Origin of the sequence: Collinsella sp. TF12-2AT (assembly GCF_003436735.1) — a bacterium.
In the GTDB taxonomy this organism is placed as follows: domain Bacteria; phylum Actinomycetota; class Coriobacteriia; order Coriobacteriales; family Coriobacteriaceae; genus Collinsella.
This window is the reverse complement of record NZ_QSQK01000005.1, coordinates 123,018-136,454: the sequence shown is the minus strand read 5'-3', so window position 1 is coordinate 136,454 and position 13,437 is coordinate 123,018. Positions and strand designations below refer to the sequence as shown.

General features: G+C 57.8%; 12 protein-coding genes. 9 read left to right on the top strand and 3 right to left on the bottom strand.

Annotated elements, in window-relative coordinates:
- Positions 1–111: 111 nt before the first annotated feature.
- Positions 112–579, bottom strand: coding sequence for a hypothetical protein (locus tag DXD24_RS10015; RefSeq protein WP_147326350.1), 468 nt, complete (start codon positions 577–579; stop codon positions 112–114).
- Between the two features lie 275 nt (positions 580–854).
- On the opposite strand from DXD24_RS10015, the gene DXD24_RS05080 reads away from it, so the two are divergent.
- Positions 855–1,286, top strand: coding sequence for an Hsp20/alpha crystallin family protein (locus DXD24_RS05080; RefSeq protein WP_035138719.1), 432 nt, complete (start codon positions 855–857; stop codon positions 1,284–1,286).
- An 81-nt stretch (positions 1,287–1,367) separates the two neighbouring features.
- On the opposite strand, the gene DXD24_RS05075 is transcribed toward DXD24_RS05080, so the two are convergent.
- Positions 1,368–2,177 (bottom strand): MBL fold metallo-hydrolase, encoded by an 810-nt coding sequence (locus DXD24_RS05075; protein ID WP_117646333.1) that lies wholly within the window; start codon positions 2,175–2,177, stop codon positions 1,368–1,370.
- A 48-nt stretch (positions 2,178–2,225) separates the two neighbouring features.
- On the opposite strand from DXD24_RS05075, the gene tilS reads away from it, so the two are divergent.
- The 5 genes from tilS to DXD24_RS05050 all read left to right on the top strand — a co-directional run bounded on the left by tilS (position 2,226) and on the right by DXD24_RS05050 (position 8,954).
- On the top strand, positions 2,226–3,767 hold the full coding sequence (gene tilS, locus DXD24_RS05070; protein ID WP_199407982.1) for a tRNA lysidine(34) synthetase TilS: 1,542 nt from the start codon (positions 2,226–2,228) through the stop codon (positions 3,765–3,767).
- A gap of 148 nt (positions 3,768–3,915) precedes the next feature.
- Positions 3,916–4,464: a hypoxanthine phosphoribosyltransferase gene (hpt, locus tag DXD24_RS05065; RefSeq protein ID WP_055251779.1), complete on the top strand. Its 549-nt coding sequence runs from the start codon at positions 3,916–3,918 to the stop codon at positions 4,462–4,464.
- 61 nt (positions 4,465–4,525) lie between these two features.
- The gene (ftsH, locus tag DXD24_RS05060) at positions 4,526–6,604 is read left to right on the top strand and encodes an ATP-dependent zinc metalloprotease FtsH (RefSeq protein WP_304999839.1); all 2,079 of its coding nucleotides are present in this window, start codon (positions 4,526–4,528) and stop codon (positions 6,602–6,604) included.
- Positions 6,605–6,782: 178 nt separating this feature from the next.
- Positions 6,783–7,973, top strand: coding sequence for a pyridoxal phosphate-dependent aminotransferase (locus DXD24_RS05055; RefSeq protein ID WP_117646331.1), 1,191 nt, complete (start codon positions 6,783–6,785; stop codon positions 7,971–7,973).
- A 159-nt stretch (positions 7,974–8,132) separates the two neighbouring features.
- Positions 8,133–8,954 (top strand): phosphatase, encoded by an 822-nt coding sequence (locus tag DXD24_RS05050; RefSeq protein WP_117646330.1) that lies wholly within the window; start codon positions 8,133–8,135, stop codon positions 8,952–8,954.
- A gap of 78 nt (positions 8,955–9,032) precedes the next feature.
- Here DXD24_RS05050 and rlmD read toward each other — a convergent pair whose 3' ends face one another.
- Positions 9,033–10,481 carry a 23S rRNA (uracil(1939)-C(5))-methyltransferase RlmD gene (gene rlmD, locus DXD24_RS05045; protein ID WP_117646329.1) on the bottom strand — a complete coding sequence of 483 codons (1,449 nt, stop codon included), beginning with the start codon at positions 10,479–10,481 and terminating at the stop codon, positions 9,033–9,035.
- A gap of 320 nt (positions 10,482–10,801) precedes the next feature.
- Between rlmD and DXD24_RS05040 the strand changes: the two genes are divergently transcribed.
- From DXD24_RS05040 to DXD24_RS05030, 3 genes are all read left to right on the top strand, one after another.
- Complete coding sequence (locus DXD24_RS05040; RefSeq protein WP_117646328.1) at positions 10,802–11,662, top strand: transporter substrate-binding domain-containing protein; 861 nt, start codon at positions 10,802–10,804, stop codon at positions 11,660–11,662.
- A gap of 150 nt (positions 11,663–11,812) precedes the next feature.
- Positions 11,813–12,466, top strand: coding sequence for an amino acid ABC transporter permease (locus DXD24_RS05035; protein WP_233502331.1), 654 nt, complete (start codon positions 11,813–11,815; stop codon positions 12,464–12,466).
- Complete coding sequence (locus DXD24_RS05030; RefSeq protein ID WP_117646326.1) at positions 12,459–13,223, top strand: amino acid ABC transporter ATP-binding protein; 765 nt, start codon at positions 12,459–12,461, stop codon at positions 13,221–13,223. The genes DXD24_RS05035 and DXD24_RS05030 overlap by 8 nt, the downstream gene beginning before the upstream one ends.
- Positions 13,224–13,437: the final 214 nt, after the last annotated feature.

Sequence of the window (13,437 nt, the reverse complement as noted above, 5' to 3'; positions counted from 1 at the left end):
TCTGATGACTTGAAGAAGGGGGAGGCCTCGCGGCCTCCCCCTTTTTTGTGTTTGCGGGGCGTAAATGACTCAATTACACCAGACGATCTTATCGTTTTTGGTATTGAGCTTTTATTTAAAGAAAATAAATCGAATAACGAGGGCAACTGCTATGGCCACAATGATCATTAGCAGGATTGTCAGTCGATGCTGCTTGCGTCGTTTACTTGACGAAACGAAGATTGATTTTCCCTGTTTTGGCGTTTCGAGATAGCGAGCCGAGTGCGTCAAGGTTTGCTTGGGTCGAGGCCCTCTTTGTCGATGAGCGACGGATGCTTTCATCGGCTCATTCCTATTTGCGCTGTTTTTAGATAATGGTGCGTCTTTCAGATACACAGGGTCACCCGAGGCCACACCCATATGCTTGCGTCCCGTTTGCGCATCTTCGAGTGTTTGATAACGGTTTCTTGTCACATATTCGGGCTCTGGGTCATTGATGGGCTCTTGCGAGATGTGGGGGCGATGGAATCGAATCGGTTGCGGGCTGGATACTTCGTCCTGCTCCGGCATAAACGCGTTGTCCTGTTTTTGATCGTCCATGATGCCCTTAGTTCGTCATCAATATCGTGTATGCGCCCATTGTAAGCCAGCCGTCTAGTTTTGATGGGATTGCATACATTATTTAAGCCTTCGTTCAAATTCCGTTTATTAGACAAAATCTTAGTCAACCAGACTAAGATATGCTTATATCAATAGACTCAAAAAACTTTATAGTCGATGTATATATAAGAAGCGGTTGGGCATATATATGAGCGTCAAAAGAAGTCCCAGTCACCTAGAAGATGACTCGGCAGTCCTATAAAGGAGTGGTAAACATGGCAAGCATGGTTCCTTATCGTTCGGTTTTTGGCGTTCGTCCCTCTGCTAGCTCGCTGTTCGATCTGTTTGATGATATGAGTGATCTGGCGAACAGCTCGATTGCCTCTAAGGCGTTCCCTGTTGATGTTGAGGATAAGGGCGATGGCTATGAGGTCAAGGCTTATCTGACCGGCGTCGCCAAGGACGATATCGATGTCGAGCTTAACGAGGGCCGTTTGTCCATTAGCGTGAATGTCGAGGAAGACGAGGAGAACGAGGGCAAGAACTTCCTGCAGAAGGAGTTTAGCTCGTACAGCGCGACGCGCGGCGTGTATCTGAAGGACGCTTCGAGCGAGGGCCTTTCGGCTAAGTATGCTGACGGCATCCTGACCGTTACGGTTCCCAAGATTGTCGAGAAGAAGAACGTTACGAAGATCTCCATCGACTAACGATGGCTCTGCTTCAATCGAGAGTATGAGTTAAGGGGGGCTGGGAAGTGATTCCCAGCCCCCCTTTGTTGTCTTGAGGGGCTATTGAATGGTTGTCGGTTGATACTGGCTTGCAGGGCGTATCGAGAGCTTCCGTGGCCCTTGAAGACGGGTGGCAGAACTGCCGAGTTCATCATCGAGACTTGCATCAAGCGCGTTGGCATAGCTTTTGACGGTAAGGCTTGGACGATTATTGTCCTGGCTGATGTGCATGGCGATGAGTTGTTCGGTGCGATCGGTAACAAGTTCGCGCGCGGCTTCGGCGGCCTGGTTGTTGGAGAGGTGCCCCTTTGTGGACAGGATGCGCTCCTGAAGAAAGCGGGGGTACGCTCCTTCGCGCAACATAGTTACATCGTGGTTACTTTCGAGCGCGAGAACTCGACAGTCTTTGAGGATGCCTATGGCCTTGCTCGATAACTCTCCGGTGTCGGTGGCAAACCCAATGGAATCATCGAGAGCATTAAATCGATAGCCGACAGGATTGATGACATCGTGCGATGTTGAGTAGGTTTGCACGTGGATGCCGGCAATGGGGAGCGTGTCGCCGGGGTCAAATTCCTCTACGGGCAGGCGCGCGAGGTTTTCTTTGCATGAAAGGGTGTCCCTGCTGGCAAAGAGGGGACCATGCCAGTGCTTGCACCATACATCGAGCCCCTTGATATGGTCACCATGCTCATGGGTGATTACAAGAGCGGCGACGTCGTCTGCCGAGAGACCAAGCTCCGCCATGCGTTTAAGTGTCTCGCGGCGGGACAGGCCGTTGTCGATCATGATGAGCCCCTGAGGTCCCTCGACGAGTGCGCAGTTGCCTTTTGAGCCGCTGCCGAGGATATGAAGGTGCAGGCAAGACATAAGATTCCAAAGGATACAATGAGTGCGGACGAATAGAGGAGGAAGCGAATGCCAACGGTATCTCAGCGCTATGGACATCATGCCGCGCCGAGGACGGATAAGAGCGCCCTGGCAACGCGGCAGGCCGCTGCCCCCGTAGTGCTTATGGTATCAGGCGGCGCGGACTCGACGGCGCTGCTCCTTATGGCTTGCACATCAAAGCTGGATATCCAGGACGGGCGCGGCGTCGCTCCCATTGCGCGCGAGCGATTGCACGTGCTGCATGTAAACCATCATCTGCGCGGGGAGGCATCCGATGGCGACGAGGCCTTTGTACGTGACCTGTGCGCACAATACGGTTTGCCGCTGTGTGTTGAGCATGCCTATTTTGATGACGAATCGGGCAATATCGAGGCTGCGGCTCGCGAGGTGCGCTATGCCGCGGCACGGAGATACGTTCGCGAACTTTGTGCCGAATCGGGCGCACCGCGGACGGCGGCTCGTATCTGTACCGCGCATACTTCGTCGGACCGCGCGGAAACATTTTTGATGAATGCCATTAAAGGGTCGGGTCCCGCGGGTCTATCGAGCATTCCGCGCCGTCGGAACATTGTGGTTCGCCCCTTGCTCGACCTCACGCACGATGAACTCGTGAGCTATCTGCAGGTGCACGGTCAGCCATGGCGGGAAGATGAAAGCAACGAGGACGTTTCGTACCTGCGCAACTATGTACGCCATCGGGTGATGCCGGTGGTGGCACAGCGCAACGCGAGCGTCTGTAAGACGATTGGCGCCGCTTGCGAAATTCTGGGCGACGAAGACGCCTTTCTTTCCCAGCTTTCGGCACAGGCGTTTCGAAGCTGCCTGCGCAAGGAAGCGGCGGGCGCACTTGTGCTCGATGCGCGCCGTCTTGCCGCCGCTGAGGTTGTGATTGCACGGCGTATCGTGCGATTGGCGATTAAGCGCATCGATCCCGACGCGCGACCGGAGATGCGGCACGTGGAGCGCGTGCTCGCCTGCGTCGCTGCGGGCTCGGGCTCGGTTACGCTTCCTGCGGGAATTGATGCCCGTGTGGAGTTTGGCATGCTGGCGTTCAAGGCCCCGGCGGCGCGCGAGGGTTTAGTGGCCGATTGGATCTCCGTTCCCGGTCGTCTGCCGCTGGGGGCGGGGCATATGCTGACAGCGGAGCCGATGGCTGTGGAGCCGGGGTGCGATATCGTGCACCGTGCCCGCGAGCTTGCTGCTGCCGGAAAGGTTGCGGCCTTGGTGGACGCGGCAGCCCTGGGGTTTGCCGACTGCGATGGCGAGCGGATGTTAGCCGGCTCGCGCGGGGAGATTCCCACCGAGGCACGATCGGCGCGCCTGTGGGTGGATAGCCCTGTGCCGGGAGACGTGATGTGCCCGTTGGGGATGAACGGCCGAAGCAAGAAAGTGTCAGACCTGTTGAACGAGGCGCGCATTCCTGTTTCAGACCGCTCTGGCGTACCCGTGGTAAGAACGGCTCCGGGGGGTGCCGTAGTATGGGTCGCGGGCGTTCGCGCGGACGAACGTTTTAAGTGCACGGCGGCGACGCGCGTGGCCTATCTGCTTCGCGTGGTTGACGCGGATTAGCTCCTCGCACCAGCTTTTCTGTGCGGCGTTGACGGTATTCCCGCGCTGATGGTGCGCGGGCTGGAAAATATACCCCGTGCGCTGCTAGAATGTATAGTTCGCGTCCATACGGCGGTGTGTGGGCGATTAAGCACAAGAAAGGGTTGTCATGGCTTCTCAACATCCGGATATCGAGAAGGTTCTGTTTACGCAGGAGGATATCGACGGTATCGTCTCTCGCCTAGGCGAGCAGATTACTCGCGACTACGCGGGTAAGGATCTGGTACTGATTGCGGTCCTGCGCGGCGCCGTGGTCTTTATGGGCGACCTGATGCGCAAGATCGAGCTGCCGACCAACATCGATTTCATGGCTGTTTCGAGCTATGGCGACGGTGTGAAGTCTTCGGGTATCGTGCGTATCATTAAGGACCTGGATATCGACATCCGTGGTCGCGACGTGCTGATCGTCGAGGACATTCTGGACTCGGGCCTGACCCTCAAGTACCTGATGAAGAACCTCGAGAGCCGCAAGCCCGCTTCTCTGGAGGTCGCCGCCTTCCTATGGAAGGACGTTGAGGACCGTACCTCGGCCGTCACGCCCAAGTATGTTGGAACCCATTGCCCCGATGCCTTTGTGGTGGGCTACGGCCTCGACTATGCCGAGCGCTATCGCAACCTTCCGTATCTGGGCATTTTGAAACCGGAGGTTTATTCGTAAGATGCCCGACGACCGTAACGATAACAATTCCCAGACTCCCCGGGAGCCTAAGATCCCGGGGATGCCCGGAGGCAAGAAGCCCACGCGTACGGGCTGGCTGTATTTTATTTTGGCTTGCGCGCTTCTGGGCTACGCCTTCTTTAACATGGGCTCCGGCTTTGCCAGCTCCAGCAATACCGTTAAGCTCGCGACGAGCGAGATGGTGAGTGCCATTAAGCAGGATCGCGTCGAAGATTTGACCTATACGGTTCAAGACGGAAGCGTGGCGGGTCATTACTGGAAGACGAAAAAGGACAAGGGTGATACGAGCGAGCTCAAGAGCTTCTCCTCGACCTATGTCGGCTCCGATTCGCTTGCCGAGCTTATGGCGGAGCACCCCGACACCAAGTACATCGTCAACACCAACGACCCCGATTTTTGGGGCGACTTGGCGATGAGTGTGCTGCCGACGATTGCCCTGATCGCCATCATGTTCTACTTTATGCGCCAGATGATGGGCGCCAATAATAGGAACATGCAGTTTGGCAAGACCAATGCCAAGACCAACGAGGCTACGCGTCCCAAGGTCAAGTTCGAGGACGTTGCCGGCGTGGACGAGGCAGTCGAGGAGCTCGAGGAGATCCGTGACTTTTTGAGCGATCCGGATCGCTATCGCAAGCTGGGCGCCAAGATCCCGCGTGGCGTGTTGCTGGTGGGCCCTCCGGGCACCGGTAAAACGTTGCTGGCCAAGGCCGTTGCCGGCGAGGCGGGCGTGCCGTTCTTTAGCATCTCGGGTTCCGACTTTGTCGAGATGTTCGTGGGTGTCGGCGCCAGCCGTGTGCGTGACCTCTTTAAGGAGGCCAAGTCTCAGGCTCCGTCAATCATCTTTATTGACGAGATCGATGCCGTGGGACGTCAGCGCGGGGCCGGTTTGGGCGGCGGCCACGACGAGCGCGAGCAGACGCTCAACCAGCTGCTGGTCGAGATGGACGGTTTTGAGGAAAGCGAGTCGGTCATCCTGATCGCCGCGACCAACCGCCTCGATATTCTGGACCCGGCATTGCTGCGCCCCGGTCGTTTTGATCGTCAGGTTACGGTCGACCGTCCGGATGTGAAGGGCCGCGAGCAGATCTTGCGCGTGCATGCCGAGAACAAGCCGATGGACGAGGACGTGAAGTTTGAGAAGCTCGCCCAGATGACCGTTGGCTTTACTGGTGCCGATTTGGCGAACCTGCTCAACGAGTCTGCGCTGCTGGCCGCTCGCCGTCATCGTTCCGTGATCTCGATGGACGAGGTCGAGGAGTCGATGGAGCGCGTGATTGCCGGACCGCAACGCAAGGGTCGCGTGATGACCGAAGCCGAGCGCACCACGATTGCCTACCACGAGAGCGGCCACGCTTTGGTGGGCCACATCCTGGAGCACTCCGATCCGGTTCATAAGATCTCGATCGTCAGCCGCGGTCAGGCCCTGGGCTACACACTGCAGCTTCCGCAGGAGGATCACTTCCTCAAGACCAAGAACGAGATGCTCGACGAGCTCGCCGTGTTCTTGGGCGGTCGCGTTGCCGAGGAGCTCATGTGCGATGACATCACGTCGGGCGCGAGCAACGACCTGGAGCGCGCGACCAAGATGGCGCGCGAGATGGTCACGCGCCTGGGCATGAGCGAGGAGCTGGGCACTCAGGTCTTTGGCGAGGCGCAGCATCAGGTATTCCTGGGCCGCGACTATGCCGATCATCAGGATTACTCCGAGGAGACGGCGCGCCGCATTGATATCGAGGTTCAGCGCATCATGCGCGAGGCCCATCGTCGTGCTGTTGAGATCTTGGATGCCCGTCGCGATCAGCTCGATCTGATGGCGAAGGTGCTGCTTGAGCGCGAGACTGTCGAGGGCGATGCCGTGAATGCCCTGCTCGATAACGAGTGGGACGCCTATCTTGAGCGCGAGGGCGATATCCTGGCGGCCAAGGAGGAGCGCAATGCCAAGGCGGCCGGCATGCCGACCAAGAAGCGCGCGCCTCGTATGAGCGAGGAGGAGCTGGCGGCTGATGCCGCGGCCTTTGCGCAGGCGGCCATGCAGGAGGATGCCGAAGCCACATCCGATGATGCCGGCGATGACCATGTCGTCAACGCTGGCGGCAACACCGACGCCGACAAATAGTTCTTGTAGCGAAAGCCTCCGCGGGGAAACCTGTGGAGGCTTTTCTTTTAAGCGATATGTTGATTGGGGACAGACTTAAATGAGCGTTTTCACGCATTTAAGTCTGTCCCCAATCAACATTGCTGCGGCACTTTGCTCAGCTAAAGCGTACAATAGCGCCTATGCGAAAGGGGAACAGATGATCAACGAAACTATGTATGCTCGCGGTGCGGAAAGCTCCATCATCCGTGAGATCTTTAGCCATGGCCTTGAGCGCAAGGCACAGATCGGTGCGGAGAACGTATTCGATTTTTCGCTGGGCAACCCGAGTGTTCCGGCGCCCGCTGCTGTTGCTGAGTCCATTAAGAAGGCATTGGAGCTGCCGAGCGACCAGCTGCATGGATACACGCCTGCGCCGGGTCTGCCGCAATGTCGAGCGGCCGTCGCCGACTCGCTCAACCGTCGCTTTGGCACGAGCTATGAGGGCAAGGACGTCTTTATGACGGTGGGTGCCGCGGCTTCGCTCACCTGCACGCTCAACGCCGTTACGAACCCGGGCGATGAGGTTGTTGTTATCGCCCCGTACTTTCCGGAGTATCGCGTGTGGATTGAGAAGGCCGGCTGCACGTGTGTTGAGGCGCTCGCCGATGAAGATACGTTCCAGCTGAGCGTGAGTAACGTGCTCAAGGCGATTACCGATAAGACGGCTGCCGTCATCATCGACTCGCCCAACAATCCGACCGGTGCCGTATATACACGCGACACGCTGACGCGACTGGCCAATGTTCTGCGCGAGGCCAACGCTCAGCGCGATCCCGAGAATCCGATTATGCTCATCTCTGATGAGCCGTATCGCGAGATTGTCTATGGCGCCGAGGTGCCTTGGGTGCCTTCGATCTACGAGCACACCATCGTGTGCTACTCGTATTCCAAGTCGCTTTCGCTACCGGGCGAGCGCGTCGGGTGGATCCTGGTTCCCAATACGAATCCTCAGGCAGCTCGTCTAATGCCCGCCGTTGCCGGTGCCGCCCGCACGCTGGGCTTCGTGTGTGCACCGGCCCTCTTCCAGCGTGTAATCATCGACTGCATTGATGAACCGAGCGATGTCGAGGCCTATGCGCGCAACCGCACCGCGCTTACCGATGCACTAGCGGAGTACGGCTACACCTATGTTGAGCCGGATGGTGCATTCTACTTGTGGGTGAAGGCGCTGGAGCCCGATGCGAATGCGTTCTGCGAGCGCGCGAAGAAGTACGAACTGCTCGCGGTGCCTTCGGATAGTTTTGGCATGCCGGGCTGGTTCCGCCTTGGCTACTGTGTGAGCTACGAGACCATCGTCAATTCGTTGCCTGCCTGGAAGCAACTGGCCGACGAATATCGTCGAAAGTAAAGCGCTCTGCTTACAATGTTTTACGTGAAACGGGGTTTGGTGCTAAGCCAGACCCCGTTGTCTATGCCGTTGTGTGATTGGGATGAAGCAGTTTTACGACTGCCGAAAGCTGTGCGTACAATGAATATACGCGACGGCCATACTGGACAGGGAGACCCGATGCCCTACCTTCTTTCTTGTGATATTCATACTCATACGATGTTCTCTGCGCATGCGTACTCAACCATCGAGGAGAACATCTATTGGGCGGCAGAGCGCGGCCTTCAGGTGCTCGGTTCCGCCGATCATTTAAGCTCGATGGTTACGCCTTGTCCCAATGACCTGCGCAGTTTCCAATTCTTTATTAACCAGGATATCTGGCCGCGCATTTGGAGCGGCGTGCTGGTGCTGCGTGGTGCCGAGGCCGATATCGTTTCGCTGGATGGAGGCCTGTTTGGCGAGGACATTCCCGTTTCGCTCGATATTGCCGGCGATTCGTACAGTCACCAGCATTCGCTGTTCGATTTGGTGACGCGTAATTTGGATTATTTGGTGGCAAGCGTGCATAACCCGCAGTTTGCCGAAGGCGCGACGCTCGCCCAGACAACCGAGATGTACATCAATGCCCTGGATCACCCCAAGGTGTTCATGCTGGGGCATACGGGGCGCTCGGGCGTGCCGTTCGATATCGATGAGGTGCTGTTGGCGGCCAAGGCCAAGCACAAGATTATCGAGATCAACAACCATAGTCTTGAACACGGTGTCGACACTGAGCATTGGGCCGTATGCCGCAAGATCGCCGAGCGCTGCGCCGAGCTGGGCGTGGGTATTGGCGTGTCGACCGATGCCCACATTGGCATGGCCATTGGCAAACTCGATCACGCGCGCAAGATGCTTGACGAGATTCACTTCCCGCTGGATTTGATCGTGACGCGCGACCGCGAGACGCTGCTGCGCGAGATGGCGGCAGCCGGCGTGTGTGACCTGCGCAAGGGGATGTAGCGGAGTTCATAAACCAAGCGAAGGGGGCGGTCCAGACGGGCCGCCCCCTTTCTTGTCCCGAAAATCTACCGGGGTGGATTAGCGGCGCTCGAGGACCGCTACGGTTTCGGTGTGGTCGGTATGGGGGAACATGTCGACGGGCGTGATCTTGAGCAGGCGATAACCTCCGTCGAGGAGCTGGTGCAGGTCGCGCTCTTGGGTCACGGGATTGCAGCTGATATAGGTGATACGGCGCGGCTTAAGTGCGCAGGCGGCCTCAAGAAACTCGGGCGTGGAGCCGGCGCGCGGCGGGTCGATGGAGAGAACGTCAACGCGCTCGTTGTTATCGGCGGCGTCCAGGATGTAATCGGTGGCGTCGTCGGCCATAAACCAAGCGCTGCGGGTGAGGCCGTTGAGCTCGGCATTGCGACGTGCGTCGGCAATGCCCGCCGGGTTGCGCTCCACGCCGAGCAGCATAATGCCGATACCTCTGTCCTGGGCATCCTTCGCGGCACACAGACCGATGGTGCCGCTGCCGCAGTAAGCGTCCATGAGAATGTCGCCCTGCTGCAGGCCCATGCCGTCAATCGCGAGCTGATAGAGCAGCTCGGTCTGCTGCGGATTGGTCTGATAGAACGCGGTGGGGGAGATATCGAATTCGCAACCGAGCAGCTGGTCGCGCATGCACTCAGCGCCATGCACGATGCGGGTCTCCTCGCCTAGAATGGCGTTGCCGGGGCGTCCGTTGATGTTTTGGGCGACGGTGACGATATGCGGATCAAGCGCCGCGACGGCTTCAAAGAACTCCTGCGCATGCGGCAGGTCGCGTTGAGCGGTCACGAGGGTGACCATAATCTGGTCGGTGCGCCAGCCGCAGCGAACGACGGCATAGCGAAGCAGCCCCAGATGCTTGTCTTCGTTAAAGGCGGGAATATGCAGACGTTCGGCCTCGCGAGCGATGCCGTTGAGAATCTGACGAGCGCCCGGCGCCTCGACAGGGCATTCAGGAACAGCAACGATTCTGTGTGTCCCACGTTCAAAAAAGCCGCAGCGGACAGCGCCCTCTTTGCCGGGAGCAAACGGAGTGGCAGCCTTATGACGAAAACCACGCGGCGCAGGATATTTGCCCGGGTCTCCCAGGGTGACTCCCATACCGCGAATGGGGTCGACGCTAATGCCCTCGCGCTCGCAGAGCTCAGCAAACAGCTCCTCCATAGCAGCCTGCTTGGCCGCCAACTGCTTCTTATAAGGACGATTGAGTGCCGTACACCCACCACAAGCTTTCATGATCGAACAGGGAGACTTGGGATCCACGGCCTTACGCGCAGGCTGAGCCGAATCCTTGCGCAAGCTTTTGGAACGAACGTGAGGCGCCTTATCCCCGCCCTGACGAGAGCCAGAACGCTTGGTCTTAACCTTGCCCTTCGCCGACTTACCCTTCGCATCCTGAGACGACTTGGATTTCTTAGAAGATTTTTTCTCCTCCGACCCCTCAGCCGCCTCGATCAAAGCACGACGAGCCTTACGCTCCGCACGAGATTCTGCCATGAATTAACCCCACTATTAAATAAAAGAAAAGTCCGAAGCAATTGTACCGTGCATTCAACGTGCCCGTTTGGAGAGGAGGCTATTTAAGGTTCCGAGCACGTTGTCTCCCGGCCGGGCGCCACCCAGCCGGGTGCTCCAACCTAGTGCTCCATGCGTGCTTTCCGTCTTGCGCAGGACTGTAGAGCAGGAAACTTAATTACGCGCCGCTCCCCGCCCGCGCCGGGCAAGCCCTCCCTTGTACTCCATCTCACTAAAGTGTATGATTCTGAACGTTACATGACTCACTTTACCTAACTAAAGTGCTATCGAGGGGGAATACCATGAATACCGATATGTCTCGTCGTCAGTTTGTTGGTCTAGCCGGCTCGCTCGCCACGGTGCTTGGCCTTGGTCTTGTCGGCTGCAGCGGTGGTGCTGGCAAGGGCTCCGCTGCTGGTTCTGCCGCGGCCAAGGATGTGAAGGGCGCCGCGGAGTCCAAGAAGCTCGTGGTGGGCTTTGACAAGTCCTACCCTCCGTACGGCTTTGTGGGCGATGACGGCGAGTACACGGGCTTTGACCTTGACCTTGCCAAGGCCGTTGCCGATAAGCAGGGCTGGGATGTCGATTACGAGGCCATCGATTGGGATGCCAAGGACACGCTGCTCAACTCCGGCGCCATCAACTGCATCTGGAACGGCTTTACCATGGAGGGCCGCGAGGACGACTACACGTTCTCCGAGCCGTATATGCTCAACGAGCAGGTGTTGGTGGTCAAGAAGGACGCGGGTATCAAGAGCTGGGACGATCTTGCCGGCAAGACCGTGATTACCCAGACTGATTCCGCTGCGCAGGATGTGCTCGAGGGCGACCAGAAGGATCTGGCCGCGACGTTTGCCACGCTCGATACCATCGGTGAGTACAACACGGCGTTTATGCAGCTCGAGAGTGGTGCGGTCGATGCCGTTGCCTGTGACCTCTCGATCGCTCAGTATCAGCTGGCCGCCAAGCCCGATGCCTATACGCAGCTCGACAAGCCGCTGTCCAGCGAGCACTACGCCGTCGGCTTTAAGAAGGGCGACACCAAGTCGGCCGATGCTATAACCGAGTCACTCAAGGCGCTCTACGAGGGCGGCACGGTCAAGGACCTGTGCGATAAGTATTCAAGCTATGGTCTTTCCTTCGACAACTGGGTGCTCAAATAGCGGCTTTCCCAGGCACCCGATTTTGCCGTTCAAACCGTCGCTTGCGTACATTTAGTACGCGGCGCTCCTCTTTCACGGCAAACTCGGGCACCTGGAAAACCCGCTTTAGCATTGGGTTCGCTGTTCCGTTACTGTGAAAGAGAGCTTGGGTTGTCTATTCAGGTCATGATGCAGATGCTTGGCCAGGGATTCTTGGTCAGCTTGCAGCTGTTTGTGCTGACGTTGCTCGGGTCGATTCCGCTGGGAATTCCCGTGGTGTTTATGCGCATGAGCAAAATTGCGCCGCTTCGCTGGATCGCGCGCATCTATATTTCGGTCATGCGCGGCACGCCGCTCATGCTACAGATGTTTGCCATCTACTTCGCCCCGTACTACGTGTTCGGCATCTCGCTCACGCCCGATTCCAAGTGGACGGCGTGCGTTGTGGCGTTCATCATCAACTACGCCGGCTACTTTGCCGAGATCTATCGCTCGGGCCTGCAGTCGATTCCGCGTGGTCAATATGAGGCCGCCGAGGTGCTGGGCTACTCGCGTCTGCAGACATTTTTATACATCGTGATGCCGCAAGTTGCCAAACGCATTTTGCCGGCGATGGGCAACGAGATCATCACGCTGGTCAAGGACACATCGCTGGCGTTTGCCATCGGCGTGGGGGAGATGTTCTCGACGGCCAAGGCGCTGGTTGCCTCGCAAGTGAGTATGGTGCCGTTTGCGATCGCGGCGCTGATTTACTGGGTCTTTAACTTTGTGGTCGAGATGCTGCTGGGCGCCGCCGAAAAGAAGCTGGACTATTATCATGACTAACTCAGTGATGAAAATCGAAAGCGCTCGTAAGGCGTTTGGCGGCAATGAGGTGCTCAAGGATATCTCGCTTGAGGTGAAGCGTGGCGAGGTCGTGGCGATTATCGGGCCTTCGGGTGGCGGCAAGTCCACGCTGCTGCGGTGTGCCACGCTGCTCGAGACACTCGACGGAGGCTCTCTCTCGTTTGGCGACCTTGCCGTTGCGACGGACGCGGGGCCGGGTGCGGTCTATGCGAAAGGCGACGTGCCCAAACAGGCGCGCTCGCGGTTTGGTCTGGTGTTCCAGAACTACAATCTGTTCCCGCACTATACGGTGATGAAAAACATCATCGACGCGCCGATCCGCGTGCTTAAGCGCCCGCGCGAGCAGGCGGAGGCGCGTGCGCGTGAGTTGATCGCGCAGATGGGGCTTACGGGCAACGAGAACAAGGTGCCGTGTGAGCTTTCGGGCGGTCAGCAGCAGCGCGTGAGTATTGCCCGCGCCCTGGCGCTCGATCCGGAAATCTTATTCTTTGACGAGCCGACCTCGGCACTCGATCCCGAGCTGACGGCCGAGGTGCTGCGTGTCATTAAGGACCTGGCGGCGCAGAATATGACGATGGTAATCGTGACCCACGCGATGCAATTTGCGCGCGATGTTGCCGACCGCGTGGTCTTTATGGACGGCGGTCGCATTGTCGAGGAGGGATCTGCCGAGCAGGTTATCGACCATCCGCGCGAGCAGCGCACGCGTGAGTTCTTGAGCCGTATCGAGGGATAGACTCAGGTATTTACTCAACTATTAATTGAGGCGAAGCCGCCACAGGTCTTACGGTCTGTGGCGGCTTTTTGTTTACATCGACGGGGTTCAATAATTGCCCCACAAGCTTGTCTCTTCCTCTCGCCGCCTGTATTCATACGTGTGCCGAAAGGTATGCATGGACAGCCGTCCGTGAGGGTAGGGTGGTGGCATAGGACATTTGGAGGGTGAGTCG